The organism is Haloarcula sp. Atlit-120R (assembly GCF_003665885.1).
GTDB classification, from domain to species: domain Archaea; phylum Halobacteriota; class Halobacteria; order Halobacteriales; family Haloarculaceae; genus Haloarcula; species Haloarcula taiwanensis.
The window spans coordinates 18,953-38,369 of sequence record NZ_QPLN01000010.1 but is presented as its reverse complement, the minus strand read 5'-3'; the positions used below and the strand labels follow the sequence as shown (position 1 = coordinate 38,369).

Annotated in this window: 17 protein-coding genes; 8 read left to right on the top strand and 9 right to left on the bottom strand. The window is 60.9% G+C overall.

Translation table 11 applies throughout. From position 1 onward, the window contains the following. Positions 1–13 precede the first annotated feature (13 nt). On the bottom strand, positions 14–787 hold the full coding sequence (locus tag DVK01_RS20150; RefSeq protein ID WP_101350334.1) for a DUF6517 family protein: 774 nt from the start codon (positions 785–787) through the stop codon (positions 14–16). Positions 788–913: 126 nt separating this feature from the next. On the opposite strand from DVK01_RS20150, the gene DVK01_RS20145 reads away from it, so the two are divergent. After that, the gene (locus tag DVK01_RS20145; RefSeq protein ID WP_121538565.1) at positions 914–2,068 is read left to right on the top strand and encodes an acyl-CoA dehydrogenase family protein; all 1,155 of its coding nucleotides are present in this window, start codon (positions 914–916) and stop codon (positions 2,066–2,068) included. Positions 2,069–2,904: 836 nt separating this feature from the next. Here DVK01_RS20145 and DVK01_RS20140 read toward each other — a convergent pair. Then, positions 2,905–4,233, bottom strand: coding sequence for a Cdc6/Cdc18 family protein (locus DVK01_RS20140; RefSeq protein ID WP_101350336.1), 1,329 nt, complete (start codon positions 4,231–4,233; stop codon positions 2,905–2,907). 609 nt (positions 4,234–4,842) lie between these two features. On the opposite strand from DVK01_RS20140, the gene DVK01_RS20135 reads away from it, so the two are divergent. Beyond that, positions 4,843–5,640, top strand: a complete 798-nt coding sequence (locus DVK01_RS20135; RefSeq protein WP_101350337.1) for an N-acyl homoserine lactonase family protein — start codon at positions 4,843–4,845, stop codon at positions 5,638–5,640. Between the two features lie 18 nt (positions 5,641–5,658). Here the strand turns inward: DVK01_RS20135 and DVK01_RS20130 are convergent, their stop codons facing one another. Beyond that, entirely contained in the window at positions 5,659–5,838 is a 180-nt protein-coding gene (locus tag DVK01_RS20130) for a hypothetical protein (protein WP_121538563.1), read from the bottom strand. Between the two features lie 66 nt (positions 5,839–5,904). Continuing rightward, positions 5,905–6,624 carry a DICT sensory domain-containing protein gene (locus DVK01_RS20125; RefSeq protein ID WP_053969434.1) on the bottom strand — a complete coding sequence of 240 codons (720 nt, stop codon included), beginning with the start codon at positions 6,622–6,624 and terminating at the stop codon, positions 5,905–5,907. 266 nt (positions 6,625–6,890) lie between these two features. Between DVK01_RS20125 and DVK01_RS20120 the strand changes: the two genes are divergently transcribed. From DVK01_RS20120 to DVK01_RS20095, 6 genes are all read left to right on the top strand, one after another. Then, positions 6,891–8,789, top strand: a complete 1,899-nt coding sequence (locus tag DVK01_RS20120; RefSeq protein WP_101350339.1) for a 2-oxoacid:acceptor oxidoreductase subunit alpha — start codon at positions 6,891–6,893, stop codon at positions 8,787–8,789. Between the two features lie 3 nt (positions 8,790–8,792). Next, positions 8,793–9,731: a thiamine pyrophosphate-dependent enzyme gene (locus DVK01_RS20115; RefSeq protein ID WP_101350340.1), complete on the top strand. Its 939-nt coding sequence runs from the start codon at positions 8,793–8,795 to the stop codon at positions 9,729–9,731. A gap of 85 nt (positions 9,732–9,816) precedes the next feature. Further along, positions 9,817–10,245: an HTH-type transcriptional regulator LrpA1 gene (gene lrpA1, locus DVK01_RS20110; RefSeq protein WP_004591923.1), complete on the top strand. Its 429-nt coding sequence runs from the start codon at positions 9,817–9,819 to the stop codon at positions 10,243–10,245. Positions 10,246–10,280: 35 nt separating this feature from the next. Next, positions 10,281–11,996: a DHH family phosphoesterase gene (locus DVK01_RS20105; RefSeq protein ID WP_121538561.1), complete on the top strand. Its 1,716-nt coding sequence runs from the start codon at positions 10,281–10,283 to the stop codon at positions 11,994–11,996. A gap of 38 nt (positions 11,997–12,034) precedes the next feature. Then, a complete protein-coding gene (locus DVK01_RS20100) occupies positions 12,035–12,826 on the top strand; it encodes a CBS domain-containing protein (protein ID WP_101350342.1) in 792 nt (263 codons plus the stop codon). Positions 12,827–12,901: 75 nt separating this feature from the next. Next, positions 12,902–14,605, top strand: coding sequence for a methylmalonyl-CoA mutase family protein (locus DVK01_RS20095; protein ID WP_101350343.1), 1,704 nt, complete (start codon positions 12,902–12,904; stop codon positions 14,603–14,605). Between the two features lie 56 nt (positions 14,606–14,661). On the opposite strand, the gene DVK01_RS20090 is transcribed toward DVK01_RS20095, so the two are convergent. The 5 genes from DVK01_RS20090 to DVK01_RS20070 form a co-directional block, all read right to left on the bottom strand. After that, positions 14,662–16,068, bottom strand: coding sequence for an HTTM domain-containing protein (locus DVK01_RS20090; RefSeq protein WP_232794460.1), 1,407 nt, complete (start codon positions 16,066–16,068; stop codon positions 14,662–14,664). 152 nt (positions 16,069–16,220) lie between these two features. Further along, positions 16,221–16,487 carry a hypothetical protein gene (locus DVK01_RS20085; RefSeq protein ID WP_004516272.1) on the bottom strand — a complete coding sequence of 89 codons (267 nt, stop codon included), beginning with the start codon at positions 16,485–16,487 and terminating at the stop codon, positions 16,221–16,223. A gap of 213 nt (positions 16,488–16,700) precedes the next feature. Then, positions 16,701–18,485, bottom strand: a complete 1,785-nt coding sequence (gene ctaD / locus DVK01_RS20080; protein WP_121538559.1) for a cytochrome c oxidase subunit I — start codon at positions 18,483–18,485, stop codon at positions 16,701–16,703. Positions 18,486–18,654: 169 nt separating this feature from the next. Next, positions 18,655–18,906 (bottom strand): DUF6684 family protein, encoded by a 252-nt coding sequence (locus DVK01_RS20075; RefSeq protein ID WP_053969440.1) that lies wholly within the window; start codon positions 18,904–18,906, stop codon positions 18,655–18,657. A 63-nt stretch (positions 18,907–18,969) separates the two neighbouring features. Further along, positions 18,970–19,365, bottom strand: a complete 396-nt coding sequence (locus tag DVK01_RS20070) for a hypothetical protein (protein ID WP_101350345.1) — start codon at positions 19,363–19,365, stop codon at positions 18,970–18,972. Positions 19,366–19,417: the final 52 nt, after the last annotated feature.

Sequence of the window (19,417 nt, the reverse complement as noted above, 5' to 3'; positions counted from 1 at the left end):
GAGTACGGTACAGTTACTGGACGCCTGCGACGAGATCCCGAACTTCGGTCCGGTAGGTGGCTGGCTGGAGGCCGAGGTCGACGTCGACTGAGACCGTGATGCCGTCGCTCAGGTCGGTTTCGACGGTCTGTGCGAAGTTCTGCGCCGGGTACGCACCCCCGGAGATGATGACAAAATCACCGTGGTGCCAGACGGCGAACATCGCCGAGATGTCGATATTGCTGGCCGGTATCTCGACCGCCTCATTTTCCGTCACCGCAAAAGAGATTCCCTCGAACGGGTACACAGCGGACAGTTCGACCGTTTCGGCCGTCTCACCGGTGGCGATATCGATTGTTCCCTCGCCGGATTGCTCGATGTCTGTCAGCCCCTGCGCTTCCATCTGTTGTTCGAAACTGTCGCGAGCGTTTGTTCTGACTTCCGAAAGTAGTTCCTCGCGGCCCGCGCCAGCCGGGAGATTGTCGAGGTTCGGGCTGAAATCCACTCGCGTGGCGAAAAACACGGAGAGCGCAGTCTGGACCTGGTCGAGGGTACGGCTGGCGACGCGCTCCTGTAGCTGTTCGTCGACATACTGGACCGTGCTGGAGACGGCCTCGACCGAAACCGGACCGTAGCTTCGGTCGAACACTGTGTCCGAGGACTGGTCCGTTCGCGTCCAGCCACCGTCTTTCAGTTGTGCTGTCGGAACGTTCGGTGGCGGTGCCTCGGCTGCAGCCAGAAACGAACACCCCGCAAGCCCGGCGGTTCCGAGGGTTGCTCCGGCGAGCAGGTAGTCTCGACGATTCATGTTCGAGGAAGGCCACAGCCATGCAAAAGCGTGCTGGCCGATTATCAGGAGTTTCCGGGAAACAACTACGACGGTGTTTGGCAGAGTTCCACGGAGTATATGAGTACACAAACCATGATATTCGCCATGGAACTACTATCCGAGAAACTCGTTCCGGAGCACGCACACGAGGTCAAGGAAGAGGCTCGGGAGTTCGCCACGGAGCACATCGAACCAGTTGCAGGGGAATACTACGCGTCCGGAGAGTACCCCTGGGAAGTGCTCGAAGCGGCGACGGAGGCCGGACTCGTCGCTCAGGATATCGGCGAAGAGTGGGGTGGGAGCGGCTACGACCTCCAGCAGATGCTTGCGATGGCGGAGGAACTGTACAAAGCCGACGCAGGGATCGCGCTGACGATTCAGCTCGCTAGCTTCGGCGCAGAGATTGTCGAAGACCACGGCGCGGACTGGCAGAAAGAAGAGTTCCTCAAGCCCGTCGCCGGCGGTGACCAGCTTACTGGCCTCGCTGTCTCCGAGCCGGAGACGGGGAGCGACCTCGCCGGGATGACGACGGCCGCCGAGAAGGATGGCGACGAGTGGGTGATCAACGGCGAAAAGTACTGGATCGGCAACGGGGTCGAGGCGGACTGGGTGACGCTGTACGCCAAGACCGGCGACGACCCGAACGACCGCTATGGGAACTACTCGATGTTTATTGTCCCGACGGATGCCGACGGCTACCACGCCGAACACATCCCCGAGAAGATGGGCTTCCGGGCGTCCAAGCAGGCCCACATCGTGCTTGACGACTGCCGGATTCCGGAAGAGAACCTGATCGGCGTCGAAGGGGCTGGCTTCTATATGCTTGCCGAATTCTTCAATCACGGTCGCGTTGTCGTCGGCGGCCACGGCATCGGTCTCGCTGCGGCGGCCATCGAAGAAGCCTGGGAGTTCGTCCACGACCGCGAGGCCTTCGGCAAAACCGTCGACGAGTTCCAGGCTGTCCAGCACAAACTGGCCGATATGCAACTCGGCCTCCAGTCCGCCCGAGCCCTCACCTGGCACGCGGCCGAGCGCGTCGCCAATCAGGAGAACGCCGGCTACTGGGCCGCGCTGGCAAAGACCAAGGCGACCGAGGCTGCGATGGACTGTGCGGAGAAGGGGATGCAACTCCACGGCGGCCGGTCCGTGCTAACGGAGAACCGGATCTCCCGCGTGTACCGCGACGTTCGGATTCCGGTCATCTACGAAGGAGCCAACGACATCCAGCGGAACCTCATCTACAACCAAGCCCCGATGTAACCGGTCGGTATCAGCCGACAGACACCGGTTGATTGATTGGGTCACGGACAGCGTGTTTTTCCCGGGAACACCACCCTTCGAGTGTTCTTTGGGGAATCTGACTGGCCAGCTGTCGCTACGACGGCAGTTCACCCCTGACAGTCTCCACAGCCCGAATGTACCAACTAGACTGGTCAGTACGCTACTGTACGCGGTCTGTGTGGGTCATACTGAGCTGGTACACCACCCTACAAGTGTTCTGACATCACCACCCAGCTGACCCGACACCACTATACAAGTGTTCTATCACCACCCTGCGAGTGTTTTTAGTTCGGTTGCAACCGGACTAGAACAGTGAACACGCGTTCACACACCACCCTGCAAGTGTTCACACGGCGGTGTACAGACATCTGAAATTCCCGAAGACACCACGCTGCAAGTGTTTTATTGCGTTGTTCGGAGTCTCAACGCGTCCCCTCACACCACCGTGCAAGTGTTTCACGTACTAAGCGAGAAGACTGTATCGGAACACCACCCTGCAAGTGTTTCAAAAAGACCGTTTTGGGCGGTTTTGCCGTCGGATCGAGGGTTCACACCACCCTGCAAGTGTTTTCGAAACGGAATACCGTGGGGCTGTGGTAGCGAAAGAGGACACACCGGTCTGCAAGTGTTCTACACACCGCAACGGGGACCAGATGCCTGCATAGTCGCATCCAGCTTATTATTGATTGTGGGTACACACACCACCGTGCAACTGTTCTTGTCGTCACGATATGGAGACTGCCGCTGAACACACACACACACCACCGTGCAAGTGTTCTGCCGCGTGAGCCGGAAGGGGTGTGCAAAAACGTGGGCTACGTGAACTGCCAGAGGTTCTGTTGCTCATCGTCAGTGGTGTCCGGTGCCTCGAATTCAGTCGCCTCGTCTTCCAGATAGTGTTCGAGAATTCCGTTGACGTTACTCGGTACGGCATCACTGTAGGATGACTGGAGGGCGGCGTTGATGATATCGGTCGGGTCGTCGGTGACTTCGTAGATGTACTTGCGCCCGCCCTTGCGACCAAGGTTGCGCTCGGCTGAGCGGACCAGCCCCTGCATCGAAAGCTGGTCAAGGAACTCGTAGATTTTCCGCTCAGACTTCACACGGCGGCCGCTTGACTCCGCGATAGAGGAGTAGAGGTTGTAGATCCGTTTCGTCGACGCTTCGTGTTTTGGTTCGATAAGTGCAAGCGTCGTCGCGAGATACGTTAGCGCCTGCTGTGAACTCAGGTCGTGCTCGAAGTAATCCAGCAGTTCGTCAGTCTCGATGGTGTCTGTCGCCCGCCGTGTATGGGCTTCCGTCACACCGTCTGCGCCTTCCATCCGCGCGTACTCCCCGGCTTTTTCCAGAATTCGAAGCCCCTGTCGAACGTCGCCCCGTTCCTGTGCCGAGAAGGCCGCCGCAAGCGGGACGACATCTTCGCCGAGTACGTCTTCCCGGAACGCGATGTTGGCGTAGTAGCCCAGAATGTCGCGAAGTTCGGTCGCGTCGTACGGGCCAAACTTGATCTCTCGCTCGCCCAGCGTCGATTTTACCTTGGGTTCCAGCACGTCGACGAACTTGAGGTCGTTCGAGATACCGATGAGTCCGACCTTCGCATCGGTGATCGGCGTGTTCTCGTTCGCTTCAGCCCGTGGCAGTTCGTAGAGGAAATCGTTCCGCGCGTCCGCTGGGATGTTGTCAATCTCGTCCAGAATGATGAGGACGTTCCCACCAACAGCTTCAATCTCTTCGTAGAGAAATTCGAAGACGCTGTCAGTGCTGTAACCGCTCTCCGGGAGTTGGTTCTCAGGATCCCGGAACTCGTTGACGAGCGTGTTCACCAGTGCATACGCTGACCGGTAGTTCCGGCAGTTTATCGGCCCGACAACGGTGAGCGGGATGTCCTCGGCCTCGGCCTTCTCCTCGAGTTTGTCCCGTACCCACTTCGTAACCGCCGTCTTTCCGACTCCTGTTGGGCCGTAGACGAAGACGTTGTTGGGGTCGTGGCCGACAATGACATCCTGAAGCGCGTTGATGTAGAACTCGATCTCCTCGTCGCGGTGAAATATCGTATCCGGCGTGAACGTGTCTTTTTTCAGCGGTTGCTTTCGTTCGAAGATTGCATCAGTCCCATCGAACGGGTTCTCGTTCACGTCGACCATGTATGCCACCTTTCGAGTGACTCTATATAAAACCAGTGACCACCGTTCAAGTGTTTCAAGTGTTCCTACGTCGAACAGTCACACACCACCCTGCAAGTGTTTCTCCACTCCATCTCGAAAACAGGCACGAACGGTCCGCTACGTCGAGAGCTGAGCTAACACACTTGAGTCCTGCGATTCTTGCTTCTTCGATTCAGAGTAGATATAGAACTAGAATATAATTCTTATATCTTGTTGTACATGCAATTTATACCGGTACATGTTGAATAGCGTGTTCTACAGATTTCCCACCAATAAGCCTCTCATCGCACCTAAATCACCGCATTGAGCTACTGGCCAGATCACATAATCTCAACAGACCAGAGCAATCTTGCGTCCGCTTAAATAAGAAAAAAGGGGCTCCACCCCTCCCCACCCCCACCCCTGCAAATGCCAAGAACACTTGCACGGTGGTGTGTGTGGGTCCCAATCTGTGAGCGAGATTTGGTATAAAAACGCCCCGGCGTCTGTCTGGCATACAGTTACATTCCACAGTGAACCGCAGACAGAACCGATCCTACCCACGACACGCGGCATCGTCTTTACTTTGTGACAGCCCGTAGACGCCGTATGGACGATCTCACAGTAACGTTCGTCGACCGGGGCCGCGTACAGGCTGACCGAAACTTTGTCGTCGATGGACACAGCGTTGCGACGGCCTCGAACCGCGACCCGGAACACGAGTACGAAACGTACGTCGTGTGGAACCTTGTCATCGAAACGCCCGAGTTGACCGTCCTCTGGGACACCGGCTCGCACCCGGAGGCTGGAGCCGGGTACTGGCCGACACCGCTGTATGAGGCGTTCGCGCACGTCGATGCCGCCGAGCACACTCTGCCAGCCGACCTAGAAGATGCAGGCTACAGCGTCGACGGCATCGACGCCGTCGTGATGAGCCACCTGCACCTGGACCACGCCGGCGGCCTGCACAACTTCGCGGGAACAGACGTGCCGATCTACGTCCACCGTGACGAACTCCCATTCGCGTACTACAGTGCTAACACCGACGAGGGTTCTATCGCCTACCTCGCCAGCGACTTCGACCGCGAGTTGAACTGGGAGGTCGTCCACGGCGACAGCCATCATCTCACCGACGGTGTCGAACTGCTGCACCTCCCCGGACACACGCCGGGACTCATGGGCGCGTTCATCGACCGGCCGGAACAGCCGCTGCTGGTCGTCGGCGACGAAGCGTACGTCGAGGCCAACTACGCCGGCCAGCCCATGGCGACGAGCCTCCTGTGGAACAACGGCGCGTGGAAGGAGAGCCTCGAACGGTGCCGCGACCGCCAGCGTGCCACAGGGGCCGAAGTGCTGCTCGGCCACGATCTCGCGGTGTTTGAGGACGCATCCGGGACGATGGACTGAGACACGGTTCGCGTCAAGTCAGTCCGAGACAGCGACGAGAGTTCGGCGTTCGCCGCCTTCAGTCGCTACGACCCACCGGTCATCGTGGCGCTCGACGACTGCCCACACGCCGAAAAACAAGTGTAACTCCAGTTCGAGACCGTTGACGCGTTCACCGGTCTCCTCGATACGGAACTCGCGTGTGTCGTCAGGTGACATGTTACCGCAAGGCTGCCGACGGGTCGGCCGTCGTGCGGACCGCGGTGGCCAGGTCGGGGGGAGCCGTCACTGTTCGAGGTAACCGTACGTTTCCTCCAGATAATCGATAATCCAGTCGACTGTCGACTCGTCGTACGTCCAGAAGCCGTAGAACTCGCGTGGTTCGCGCTCCTCGGCCAGCAGGGCGCACTTCTGGGTCGGGTCACCGCCGCCGTCGAACACGACGAACCACGAGTCGGCGATTTCGTCGGACCGCTCCAGATGCAGCGTGAACGTGCTGTACTCGGGCGGGTCAACGTCAGGGACGGCATAGGCATGAACGTCCACGTCGGTCTCGCCCAGCCGCTCGTAGAGGTCGAGTTCGCCCTGCAGGGTCGAGAGCGTCTGGAAGCCGGCGTGGAGAGTCCCCTGTCCCACCCGCCACGCGCGGTCCTCAATTTCGCGGGACGCGGCAGTCATCCGCTGGATAGACCACGAGGTGAACATCGTCTCGTCGAGGTGGTCGAGAATCGACGCGTACGGACTGTTGTCCCGCGTGATGTACTGACGGCCTTGTTCGAGCGAGTCGGTGAACGAAGTGAGACTCGCAGCTGCGATGACCTCCTCGTCTTCGCTGAGGGTAATAAACTCGCCCGGTCGCCCGCTCTCAGTCTGCTCGGTCTGAACCTGAACGTTGCGGTCTGCGAAGCGCTCGCGCAGGTCTTCGGCCGCTGTCGGCCCGGCGTTGAAGATAGTCAGCGTCTTCTGGTGGTCTTCGACGCCGGCGATGAGTTCCGTTAACGACATCCTCGACTGTACAACGGTATTCACTGTGTTAGTCGTTGCGGGAGGAGGAACGCGCATCGGTAATCACAGGCAAAAAGTGTCACAGAGATGTATAAAATGGGTGAAAGGATACGCAAAAACACCGACGAATCCGCATTTCGAAAACGGCAATCTGAGGTCCTGTGGCGAAAGATAACGATTAATGAGTGGTGATGTAGTGGAAAATCTTTAGTCATGGCCCCCCAACGGAATGGTACGGCACCAGAGCTGGGGCCGAGGATTTCACAATGACAGACAACGAACTAATCTGGCGAATCGCCGGTGGTTCCGGTGACGGAATCGACTCGACAAGCCAGAACTTCGCGAAGGCCTTGATGTGGTCGGGGCTGAACGTGTTCACACATCGTCATTACCCGTCGCGTATCCGCGGCGGCCACACGTACGTGGAAGTACGTGCGAAAGACGAACCGGTACAGTCCCGCGGGGACGGCTACAACTTCCTGCTTGCACTGGGTGACTCCTTCGCTCGTAACCCACAGGAAGAGGCCTACTACGGCAAAGAGGAGCTGAAACCGCTGTACGAGAACTTCGACGACCTCCGAGAAGGGGGCGTGCTCCTCTACGACGAGGGACTGCTCGACGACGAGGACGTCGACGAGATCGGTCTCGAAGAGGCCGCCGAGGAGAACAACTGGCACGTCGTCCCGATGGACCTGCGCGGTATCGCCAAGGAACACGGCCGCGAGATCATGCGGAACACGGCCGGTATCGGCGCGACCGCGGCCATCCTCGACATCAGCACCGACGAGTTCGAGAAGCTCATCAAACAGAACATGAGCGGCGACATGCAGGAAGCGAACCTCAACGTCCTGCACGACGCCTACGAAGCCGCGAGCGAACTCGACGTCGACCACGACATCGAGGTCCCCGAGGGCTCCCACGACGAGGAGCAGGTCATCCTCTCGGGGTCGAACGCCATCTCCTACGGCGCAATCGACGAGGGCTGTCGCTTCATCTCGGGGTACCCCATGACGCCGTGGACCGACGTGTTCACCATCATGTCCCAACACCTGCCCGAGTTCGGCGGCATCTCCGAGCAGGTCGAGGACGAAATCGCGGCCGCCGCGCTCGCCCTCGGTGCGTCCCACGCCGGCGTGAAGGCCATGTCCGGGTCCTCCGGCGGCGGCTTCGCGCTGATGTCCGAGCCCCTCGGACTGGCGGAGATGACCGAGACGCCCATCGTGCTCGTCGAAGCGATGCGGGCCGGCCCCTCGACGGGGATGCCGACCAAGCCCGAGCAGGCGGACCTCGAACACGTCCTGTACACCTCACAGGGCGACTCCGCCCGCGTCGTGTTCGCGCCGGCGAACATCCGCGAGTGCTATACGCAGACCCGCTCGGCGTTCCGCATCGCCTACGAGTACCAGATTCCGGCTATCGTCATCTACGACCAGAAGATACAGGGCGAACTCCGGAATCTCCCTGCCAGCCACTTCGACGAGGAGCCGAACGCCGACCCCGGGTCCGTCCTCACCGAGGAGGAGATTCAGGACGCCGCACACCACTCTTCCGGGAAGTTCCAGCGGTTCCTCCACGAACCCGAAGACGGTTCGAACGTCAGCCCGCGCTCCGTGCCGGGCCAGAAAGACGGCCGCTTCCTCGCGACAGGCAACGAGCACAACCCGTCGGGCCACATCAGCGAGGACCCCGAGAACCGCGTTGCCCAGATGAACCGTCGGCTCAACAAGCTCGACGACATCCGTGCTGATCTGGACGAAAACACGTCCCACCAGACCTACCACGGACCCGACGAGGCCGACTACGGCATCCTCGTGTGGGGCAGCCAGCAGGGGACCGTCTTCGAGGCTGTCGACCGGCTCAACGAGAACGGCCACTCCGTGAAGGCGCTCGGCGTCTCGGATATGGCTCCGTACCCGAAGGAGGAAGTCTCCGAGTGGCTCGAATCGGTCGACGAGGCGCTCGTCGTCGAGATGAACGCCACGGCCCAGTTCCGCGGCCTGACCCAGAAGGAACTCGGCAAGTACGGCGACAAGATGTCGAGCTTGCTCAAGTACAACGGCAACCCCTTCGAGCCCGCCGAAATCGTCGACGGGTTCGAGTCCAGCATCGACGGCGAGGAACTCGCCGCGAGCAACATGAAGTACCTACCCGCGGCAGGTGACTAACCTATGAGTGCATTCTCAGCAATCAACGAAGAACGCGAAATCGAGCGCGACGAGTTTACACCCGGCATCGAACCGCAGGCGACCTGGTGTCCGGGCTGTGGCGACTTCGGCGTCCTCAAGGCGCTCAAGCAGGCCATGCCGGAAGTCGGCAAGAATCCCGACGAGGTCGCGCTGTTTACCGGCATCGGCTGTTCGGGCAAGCTCAACAGCTACTTCAACAGCTACGGGTTCCACACCATCCACGGCCGCTCGCTGCCCGTCGCCCGGGCCGCGAAGCTCGCCAACCCCAACCTCGAAGTCATCGCGGCCGGCGGGGACGGCGACGGCTACGGTATCGGCGGGAACCACACCATCCACACGGCCCGTGAAAACCACGATATGACCTATATCGTGTTCAACAACGAGATCTTCGGGCTGACCAAGGGCCAGACATCGCCGACATCGCCGAAGGGCCACAAGTCCAAGACACAGCCCCACGGGTCGGCGAAGTCGCCGATTCGCCCCCTGTCCCAGCAGCTCAACGCCGGCGCGACCTACATCGCCCGGACTGCCGCCGTGAACCCGAACCAGGCCAAGGAAATCATCGCCGAGGCCATCGAACACGACGGCTTCGCGCACATCGACTTCCTGACCCAGTGTCCGACCTGGAACAAGGACGCGAAACACTACGTCCCGTACACGGACGTGCAGCAGTCCGATGAGTTCGACTTCGACGTCTCGGACCGCGCGGAAGCCGCGGAGATGATGCGAAAGACCGAGGAACGCCTCTACGAGGGTGAAGTGCTGACCGGACGGATGTACGTCGATGACAGTCGCCCATCCTACGGCGAGGAGAAGCGCCAGATCGGCGAGATGCCCGAGGAACCGCTCGCAGAGCGGTACTTCGACGAGGACGCGGAGTGGGAGCGGACCTACGACAACCTCCTCGAACACCACAAATAGGACTCGCTGCCGGACTGCGAATACCATCTCGAACGACGGTTTCCGGTTCGGAAGATATTTTTTCATGCACCGAAAAGATTAGTCCATGAGTGCCGAGTCTACGGAGCGTCGAATCCTGTCGGTCCTCGAAGAGGACGCACAGGCCTCGTACGCAGAAATCGCGGAGCGAGCCGACGTATCGAAACCGACAGTCCGGAAATACATCCAGAAGCTCGAAGAGGAGGGCGTCATCGTCGGGTACTCCGCCGATGTTGACCCGAAGAAGCTAGCAGGCCAGTCGATTGCCCTGGTCGGCATCGATATCGCGAGCGATTGCTACGTTGAGGCTACGCGGAACCTCAAAGAGATTCCGGAGATGGAAGAACTGTACACGTCAAGCGGTGACCACATGCTGATGGCGGAGGTCCGAGCGATGGACGGCGACTCGCTGGCGGATGTCATCGAAGACAAGATTCTCGCCCTCGACGGCGTTACCGCCGCACATCCGTCGTTTCTCCAGGAACGGCTGAAGTAACGGGTTTTTAGACGCTCCAGCGCTGACTGCACGGTATGCCTTCTCGGCTGGTGCTCGGCCTCGGGCCAACGGCCGCGGACATTCTCGACGCGATTAGCGGCGACCGCGGTGATCTGGCAGTCGTGACACAGGACGAGCACCGTGCTGAAACGCTTCGAGCGGATGGAATCGATGTCCACGAAGCCGACCAGGCTGATCCGTCTGTTCTCACCGGTCTCGACATCCAGCCCGAAAGCGTCATCGTCGCCAGCGAAGAGCCAGAACAGAACGTCAACGCGGCACTGACCGCGCGTGACCGCTTTCCCGACGCGTTCCTCCTCGCTTACGCCGGGCACGGCGCGACGGTCGACCAGCGCGACCGACTCGACAGCGTGGCGGACCGGCTGGTCACGCCGGAGACAGTCATCACTGACTACGTTACCCAATCGGTCGGCGACGAAGGAACACGAGCCAGACAGCTCCATCAGGTGCTCCGGGACATCGACGACCATCTCGCCGTCGTCACGCACGACAATCCCGATCCTGACGCGATTGCTAGCGCTGTCGCCCTCGGCGCGCTTGCTGAACGGGCCGACTGCGAGGTGACAATCTGTTACTACGGGGAGATTTCGCATCAGGAAAACCGGGCGTTCGTTAACCTCCTCGAATTCGACCTCCGGAACCTCGATGCTGAGTCGCCGGACGAGCTGGAAGCGTTCGACGGCTTCGCCCTCGTCGATCACTCCAGAGCCGGTGTCAACGACCAGCTCCCGCCGGAGACACCTATCGACATCGTCATCGATCACCACCCGCCGCGTGTCCCAGTCGAAGCCCGCTTCGTTGACCTCCGCAGCGGCGTCGGGGCGACGAGCACCCTGCTGGTCGACTATCTCCAGCGGTTCAACGTCGACATTCCGACACCTATCGCAACGGGCCTGCTATTCGGCATTCAGGTCGACACGAAGGACTTTCGTCGGGAAGTCGCTGCCGCGGACTTCGAGGCCGCCGCGCATCTCGTGACAAACGCTGACATGGCGACGCTCCAGCGTATCGAAGACCCGAGTGTGAGTCCGGAGACGCTGTCAGTCATCGGCCGCGCGATTTCGAACCGCGAACAGGAGGGGTCAGTGCTCCTGACCGGCGTCGGCGAGATCAGTGACCGTGACGCGCTCGCACAGGCGGCCGACAGGCTACTTGATCTGGAAGGCGTCCATGCGACAATGGTGTACGGCGTCGTCGACGGGACGATTTACGCGTCCGCTCGGGCACGCGGCGCGGATATCGACCTCGGCGAGGCGCTCCGGGACGCCTTCGGGCAGATCGGGTCCGCAGGCGGTCACGCCGATATGGCGGGCGCACAGATCGACCTCGGGATGATTACCGTCGACGACCGCGAAGAGTCGCTGGCGGAAATCGTCCGATCGATTGTCTCCGACCGGTTTCTCGACGCCGTCCAGTCGCGGTCCCACCGGCTGCTCGGCCGTGTCTATGCCCGCGCCGACTATGACGTGGCCGCGTTCACGGAGTCGACGGCGCTCAGACAGGACAGCGAAGATACCCCCGCGACGGCTGAAGACGCATCTGGGGAGGCCGGCGACGAGAGCACAACGGACTGGAACTCCGATGTGATGTTTCTGGAAAACGGTGACGAAGGCGGCAATGACGAGACAGAACAGGCAGCCGACGCGGCTGAACCGACAGACGACGAGTCAGAGCAGGGGGCGGACAGCCCGGAGACACTCATCGAACCAGATGACAACGACCGGTCGTAGGCGAGCCTTTTTTATTGCCGGTCGAGAACTCTGTGCCGATGGAGGACTCGAATCGGCCGACGGTCGGAGACTACATGACACGCGAGGTTGCCACCGTCGAGCTCGACGATACCGTCGGGGAAGTCGCCCGACGAATCGCCGATAACGACCACTTCAGCGGGTTTCCGGTGACTGACGGCCGCCGCGTCGAGGGGTTTGTCAGCGCACGTGACCTGCTGCTCGCGGAGGACCACGAGCCGATGTTCCGCGTGATGACCGACGATATCCTCGTGGCGCACCCGGACATGGCCGTCCAGGACGCCGCGCGCGTCATCCTGCGGTCGGGGATCCAGAAACTCCCAGTTGTCGACGACGCCGGCCACCTCGTCGGCATCATCTCGAACGCTGACGTGATTCGCTCACAGATCGAGCGGGCGACACCGGGCAAGGTGGACAAGCTTGGCCGGACGCTCGAGAACATCCACGGCATCACGACACACGAAGGCCGCCGTGAGGTAGAGCTTGCCGACCTGACGCCGACACAGACGACAGTGTACGCCGACGAACTCGAAGGACGGGTGTACGAACTGGAGCGCGGACTGGCGGAACCGCTCGTCGTTATCGACAACGGCGGCGACCTCTTGCTGGCGGACGGCCACCACCGCGTGAAAGCCGCCGCACGGCTCGACATCGATGAGATGGACGCCTATGTCATTGTCCTCGATGAGACGGTCGAGCTTGGGATGGCCGAGACGGCCGCGGACTCCGACTTGGAGTCAATCGACGATATTGAAGTCGTCGACTACGCCCACCACCCGCTCGTGCAGACGACGGAGCGACTCCAGGACTAGTCCGGAGCGATGTGATTGACGCTAGCACCCCGCTTTCCCCGAACCTTCTTACTAAATCATGACATACACCGGAGTATGTTCGACGAGTCGGACCTCCAGCGCATCCGCGAGCGGAAAGACGAGTGGGAAGCCGAGACACTGGACCCCGTACTGGACGCCTACGGCGAGCGCAAAGAGCAGTTCGCAACGGTCTCAAACCTCGATGTAGACCGGCTGTACACGCCACTCGACGTGGATGACATCGATTATGAGGACGACATCGGCTTCCCCGGTGAGGAGCCGTTCACACGCGGCGTCTATCCAACGATGTACCGCGGCCGACAGTGGACCATGCGACAGTTCGCGGGCTTCGGGACCGCTGACGAGACCAACGAGCGCTTTCACTACCTCATCGATGAGGGCCAGACCGGGCTGTCGACGGCCTTTGACATGCCGACGCTGATGGGGATCGACTCCGACGACGTGATGGCCGATGGCGAGGTGGGCAAGGAAGGCGTCGCCGTCGACACGCTGGCGGATATGGAGCGGCTGTTCGACGGCATCGACCTCGGTGAGGTGTCGACCTCATTCACGATCAACCCTAGCGCTCCCGTTATCTATGCGATGTACATCGCGCTGGCCGACCAGCAGGGCGTCCCGCGTGAGGAGATCCGTGGGACGCTCCAGAACGATATGTTCAAAGAGTTTATCGCTCAGAAAGAGTGGGTTATCCCACCGGAGCCGTCGCTGAAACTCGTTACCGACACCATCGAGTTCGCCAGTCAGGAGACCCCGAAGTTCAAGCCCATCTCGGTGTCAGGATATCACATCCGCGAGGCGGGTTCGACGGCGGTACAGGAACTCGCGTTCACGCTCGCGGACGGCTTCGCCTACGTCGAGGACTGCCTGAGCCGGGGTATGGACGTCGACGAGTTCGCCCCACAACTCTCCTTCTTCTTCAACTCACACAACTCCATCTTCGAGGAGATAGCGAAGTTCCGCGCGGCCCGGCGCATCTACGCCCGCGTGATGGACGACTGGTACGGCGCAGAGGCCGACGCCAGCAAGCAACTGAAGTTCCACACTCAGACCGCCGGTCAGTCACTGACCGCTCAGCAACCGCTGAACAATATCGTCCGTGTGACGATTCAGGCCCTCGCAGGTGTACTGGGCGGCACTCAGAGCCTGCACACCAACAGCTTCGACGAGGCCCTGGCCCTCCCGTCCGAGCAGGCCGTTCGAGTCGCCCTCCGGACACAACAGATCATCGCGGAGGAGTCGGGGGCCGCCGACATCGTCGACCCGATGGGCGGCAGTTTCGCCATCGAGTCGCTGACCGACGAGGTCGAAGAGAAGGCGATGGCCTACATCAATCACATCAGGGACGAACTCGGCGACGGATCGGTCCGCGACGGCGTTATTCAGGGGATTCAGGACGGCTACTTCCAGCGTGAGATTCAGGACGCCGCCTACGAGTACCAGCAGCGCGTCGAGAACGAGGACGAGGTCATGGTCGGCGTCAACAAGTACACGGTCGAGGAAGACACCGAACCCGAGATTCTCACCGTCGACGAGGACGTACAGGAACGCCAGCGGGACAAGCTCGCGACGGTCAAGGCAGACCGCGACGACGCGGCCGTGGAAGCAGCGCTCGACGAACTGCAGCAGGTAATCACTGACGGCGGGAACGTCATGCCAGTCATCATCGACGCGGTGAAAGCCTACGCGACGATGGGCGAGATTATGGCCGTCTTCGAGGCAGAGTACGGGAGCTATCAGGAGACAGCAAGCATTGCCTGACCGCTAGACTGTCCGCTCCATTGTTTCCGAGGCACAAAATCCCCTCATCACCCGCATCAGGCACACTGATACGACCCGAGTCCCTCCCGGTCGACAGATTCGGACCCGTTCAGGTTGGTCGACTCGGTCAGGACAATCAACTCCACGCGTTTCATCGCGTCGCCGTGGCTTCGGTTCCACCGCGAACACAGATACGTTGCGAGCGACCGTCGGAGGCTGGGTTCGTGACGCGCTGTCCCGAGGAACTTCTTCCAGCGCTGGTTCGGGAACCGGTCGGACACCTCCGGTGGCCGTGAGAGATTGACCGGCTCCCCGGCCAGCGCGTCGACCCGGTTCCCGGACTCCAGAGTTGCCGGGGCCGCGTACCACCACGTTTCCTGTGGCGGGTCTGGCGCGAACATGTTCCAGCTCCGGTCCTCGATTCTATCCGGCGTGCCCGTTGGTGCGGTGACAAAGCCGACCGCGACGGCGTTGAGAATCACAATCGCGACGATACCGAGCGTCGCTACCGAGCGCGTCGTCGTAGGGAACCAGATCTGTGGCGGACCTGTCGTTGAATCCGGCCACCGCGGGCGCAACGCTTCGATTGCGTCGGGCCAGCGGTCTGCGAGCGGGTCCCAGAACGGCGTCGGCAAAAATAGTACCAATCCGAGAATCGAAACGAGCGGAAACACACCCAGGAGAAACGAGAGTGCCATGCAGATGTGGGCGGTGACGAACGCCGCGACCAGTCCAGTCCGATATCTTCCGGTCCAGATAAGCAACAACGGGGACCCCACGAGCAAGGCAAGCCAGAGCCAGTTCCCCAGGACCAGCACCGGGTCCCAGCCCGCAACCACGTCACCAAGCCGGATAGTGAGGTGGTCGAGCTGGAACGCGTACTGCACCGCAGTCCCTTGGTGCCAGTACGTACCACGAAGCTTCATGAGGCCGTTCGTCACGTACACGGCAAGCACTTGGAGGAGGATTCCTGCAGTGCCGGCGGTGGCGACCCGTGTCGAGGCGGACTCCGCCGACCCGTTTTCCCAGCCACAGCCGAGCGGGAGCAGGAGGCTCCAGAACAGTAGTCGCCGAAACAGCGTATCGCCGGCATTGAGGACGATGGGGTTCCGAAGCTGTATCGATACGAGCAGGACGAACGCGACGCCCGCACTCAGACGGGGTCGGTAGCCGACCACCAGCGCGAGGGCTGTGAGTGCTGTCAGTCCGAAGACTACTACCGGCAGCCAGACGGTCCCCCAGACAGCGAGCGGCGACATGGGCCCCAGAACTGGATACAGTTCAGTCAGTGTCGAGCGTGGGAGCGCGCCACTATCGGTATAAAACGCACCGATGTCCGACAACCGCAGCGCGATGTCGGTGAGGAGACACAGCCCGAGCACCACTCTGAACGCTGCAAGCGCACGTCGGTCGATAGCGATACGGCGGACCAGCCGCCGACGGAAGGCAATCTCGGAGAGCATCTGTGGGGAGGGCGACGAGACACTGACTTAGTGTCACGTATGCGACTAGAATCCGCTTTTTAGCCGGGCTGAATTAAACTAACGGAATGTAGGGCTCAGGCAACAAGAGACCGGACAGTCGCTATACACAGCGTGTGATGCCACATCGCCTCTCAGGACCCGGCCGCGTCGTCGATTCGCTCAGAGACGTATATGACGAGACCGAGCAACACGCCAAGTACGATACCGATGGTGACGAATCCGTAGATAGCGACGCCAAACGGCGTCGGCGGCAGTGCGATCACACCGAACAGTTCCGGTTCGAGGTCCTCCGGCCGGATGCTGCCGAGAACGAACCCCATCACTCCGGCAAGAACAACGATAGCAACGTACAGGCGAAGGACGATCTGTCGTCCAGACCTGGCCTCAACTTCGCTCATGTGGAATCAACGGCGCGAAGACGATTAGCCTTTTTCACTTCCACGCCGTAGCTATCCTATGTCACAGAAGGAGCTACTGTTTCTCGTCCTGACCGGAATTGCACTCATGATGTTCGTGACGGCTATGGTGCTCGTTTCCGGCGCAAGCTAACGGGCACTGTCAGTTCGGTCGTGGCTACGGATGAAACAAAAGCAGCGAAAACAGCGGGACGCTTACGAGTCGTCTTGTTCTTCCTGCCCGCCGTCGGCGAGTAGCGATGGGTCCTTTTCCGGACTGTCAGCTTCGAGCTGCTCGTCGAACCACTGGAACTCGCGGTCCAGCATGCCGTCGCGCTCGAGGTTCCACGGGTCACCGTCCTCGACCTTCGGGCCTTCGAGCCAGGACTGGACGATGTTCCAGACGAAGAACAGCTGGCCGATAAACAGGATGACTGCGCCCACCGTCGCTGCTTGGTGGAACGTCGACACCTGCGTCAGTGGCGCGATAGCGCCGTCGAACTGGTAGGTGGCGTAGCGCCGGGGCATCCCCAGATAGCCCAGCGCGAGCATCGCGAAGAACGTGATGTTGGTCCCGACCATCGAGAGCCAGAAGTGCGCTTTGCCGAGGGTGCGCTGGTACATCCGGCCGGTGAATATCGGGAACCAGTAGTAGATGCCGGCGAAGGCCGCGAAGCCGATGGCCCCCATCACGATGTAGTGGAAGTGACCCACGACGTAGTAGGTGTCGTGGAGGATCAGGTCGACGGGGATGGAGGCGAGGAACACGCCGGTGACGCCCCCGATGATGAAGTTCGAGACGAAGCCGATACAGAACAGCATCGGCGTCGTCAGACGTAGGCGGCCGTTCCACATCGTCGTGATCCAGTTGAACGTCTTGACAGCGCTCGGTATCGCAATCGCAAGCGAGACGGCCATGAACGACGCCCGGAGCCGCGGGTCCATGCCCGTCGAGAACATGTGGTGGGCCCAGACGCCGAAGGAGAGGACCCCGATGGCGAGCGTCGAGTAGACGACGAACTTGAAGCCGAACAGCTTTCGGCCGGAGAACTTCGGCAGGATGAGGCTGACCAGTCCCATCGGCGGCAGGACAAGGATGTACACCTCAGGGTGGCCGAAGAACCAGAACAGGTGCTGCCACAGCAGCGGGCCGCCACCTTCGACGGCGAAGAACGTCGTCTGAAGGTTCCGGTCGAGTAGCAGCATCACGATAGCGCTCCCCAGCAGCGGGAAGGCGAACAGGATGAGCGCTGACTGGGTGAGGATCGTCCACGAGAAGATGTCGAGGTTCGCCCAGTTGACCTCCTCGTTGCGCTCCGTGAAGATGGTCGCGATGAAGTTGATCGCTCCCATCGTCGCCGCAACACCCGAGAGGTGCAGGCCCAGCAGCATCAGGTCGACGCCGGGGTTCGCCTGCTCGACCGATAGCGGCGTGTACATCGTCCAGGCCGTGCGGGCCGGCTCGATCATGTTGTCGGTCACCGGCGCGAGGAAGAATCCCGCCCAGATCAGCAGTGCCGCCGGCGGGAGGAGCCAGAACGCGATGGCGTTGATACGTGGGAACGCCATGTCGTCAGCCCCGATGAGCAGCGGGATGAAGTAATTCGCGAACGCCGCGATGATGGGCGTCCCGAACAGGAACAGCATCGTAATGCCGTGACTCGTCAGGATGGAGTTGTAGGCGTTGTTGCCAAGGATGGCTCCGGCGGGCGTGACGAGCTGGATGCGAATGAGCATCGCCATGATCCCACCGACAGCAAGAGCGATGACCGCGTACACCCCGTACAAGAGACCGATATCCTTGTGGTCGACAGTTGTTAGCCAGCGAATGATACCTGCGGGTTTCTCACGGTTGATGACTGTCGCCTCGTCACCAGTGACGGCCCCGCCACCCGCGAGCGGCGTATACGAACGCCAGTTCTCGACACGGGTGAGAAGCGCGGCGACGCCGACGAGGAGGACGGCCATCAGCCCCGTCAGCACAATATCTCCTGCTACCATAGTCGTCCTTCAGGACTGGGACATTATCAAAGGGTCGATTCCTGCAGCAACGACCATAAAATACGGCTTCCATCCCACATTGAAACCGCAAAAACAAGCGGCCACCGCACACGGTCACCCAGTGGCAAGCGCGGTCGGTCTTCGAAGCAGTCTGTCCGACGCCCTCCGCTCAGTCTTCGTGGCCCAGTTCGCCGTTCTCTTTCTCAGCGTTCTCGACGGCCTTCCCCGCGTAGTAGGTCAGGACGGCGAGCAACAGGAACATCGAGATAATCAGTGCGAACTGCATCCCGGAGAAGACGGGGTCGGTTCCGAACGCCGGGAACGCGGCGAACGCGACGATGAAGAAGAAGAGAATCCCGAGCGGGATGACGTTCACGGTGAGGTCGAGCAGGGTATCTTTTTCGAACCCGAACAGTGCCATGCCTTCTCGTTAGGGCAGGCCAGTAAATAGAGTGTTGGTTTCCGAATCGCGCTGGTGCCTGTCTCAGGCTGCGGTCTGTTCCATAACCGAAGCGACGCCGCCCATCCCGATCATCACCGCGCCCGCCACGGCGACGGCCACCAGCCGAGTGAACAGCGGCCCGGTCCCGACGTTCGAGAGCGCGATGTCGGCGGCCGGGACCTGCCAGACGGTAAACGCAGCGGCGAGGACGATAAGAACGACTCCGACTCCGAGCAGGGTCGGCCACGGCCGCTCCACGTACCCGGACTCGGTGAGGATACCGGCGATACTACCGCCGAACAGTATCAGGCCGAAAACAGCCACTGGAAAGAGTCCGACAAACACGCCAATTTCTGACAGTGCTAATCCCAGTGCGACAAACAGCGGCCACGGACTTGCGGTCGGATACTGGTCGCTTAGTCCCGGCTCCTCTACCATACCAGTTCTTGAGGCCGACTCGTCATATGTCCATCGGACCGCGCCCGTGGGC

Excerpts from the sequence above, each read along its gene's own strand:
- DVK01_RS20140 (WP_101350336.1), bottom strand. The coding sequence starts at position 4,233 with ATGGTCGACGTGAACGAGAACCCGTTCGATGGGACTGATGCAATCTTC.
- DVK01_RS20075 (WP_053969440.1), bottom strand. The coding sequence starts at position 18,906 with ATGGCACTGTTCGGGTTCGAAAAAGATACCCTGCTCGACCTCACCGTG.
- DVK01_RS20095 (WP_101350343.1), top strand. The coding sequence starts at position 12,902 with ATGTTCGACGAGTCGGACCTCCAGCGCATCCGCGAGCGGAAAGACGAG.
- lrpA1 (WP_004591923.1), top strand. The coding sequence starts at position 9,817 with ATGAGTGCCGAGTCTACGGAGCGTCGAATCCTGTCGGTCCTCGAAGAG.
- DVK01_RS20070 (WP_101350345.1), bottom strand. The coding sequence starts at position 19,365 with ATGGTAGAGGAGCCGGGACTAAGCGACCAGTATCCGACCGCAAGTCCG.
- DVK01_RS20085 (WP_004516272.1), bottom strand. The coding sequence starts at position 16,487 with ATGAGCGAAGTTGAGGCCAGGTCTGGACGACAGATCGTCCTTCGCCTG.
- DVK01_RS20135 (WP_101350337.1), top strand. The coding sequence starts at position 4,843 with ATGGACGATCTCACAGTAACGTTCGTCGACCGGGGCCGCGTACAGGCT.
- DVK01_RS20145 (WP_121538565.1), top strand. The coding sequence starts at position 914 with ATGGAACTACTATCCGAGAAACTCGTTCCGGAGCACGCACACGAGGTC.
- DVK01_RS20090 (WP_232794460.1), bottom strand. The coding sequence starts at position 16,068 with ATGCTCTCCGAGATTGCCTTCCGTCGGCGGCTGGTCCGCCGTATCGCT.
- DVK01_RS20130 (WP_121538563.1), bottom strand. The coding sequence starts at position 5,838 with ATGTCACCTGACGACACACGCGAGTTCCGTATCGAGGAGACCGGTGAA.
- DVK01_RS20150 (WP_101350334.1), bottom strand. The coding sequence starts at position 787 with ATGAATCGTCGAGACTACCTGCTCGCCGGAGCAACCCTCGGAACCGCC.
- DVK01_RS20120 (WP_101350339.1), top strand. The coding sequence starts at position 6,891 with ATGACAGACAACGAACTAATCTGGCGAATCGCCGGTGGTTCCGGTGAC.
- DVK01_RS20100 (WP_101350342.1), top strand. The coding sequence starts at position 12,035 with ATGGAGGACTCGAATCGGCCGACGGTCGGAGACTACATGACACGCGAG.
- DVK01_RS20105 (WP_121538561.1), top strand. The coding sequence starts at position 10,281 with ATGCCTTCTCGGCTGGTGCTCGGCCTCGGGCCAACGGCCGCGGACATT.
- ctaD (WP_121538559.1), bottom strand. The coding sequence starts at position 18,485 with ATGGTAGCAGGAGATATTGTGCTGACGGGGCTGATGGCCGTCCTCCTC.
- DVK01_RS20115 (WP_101350340.1), top strand. The coding sequence starts at position 8,793 with ATGAGTGCATTCTCAGCAATCAACGAAGAACGCGAAATCGAGCGCGAC.
- DVK01_RS20125 (WP_053969434.1), bottom strand. The coding sequence starts at position 6,624 with ATGTCGTTAACGGAACTCATCGCCGGCGTCGAAGACCACCAGAAGACG.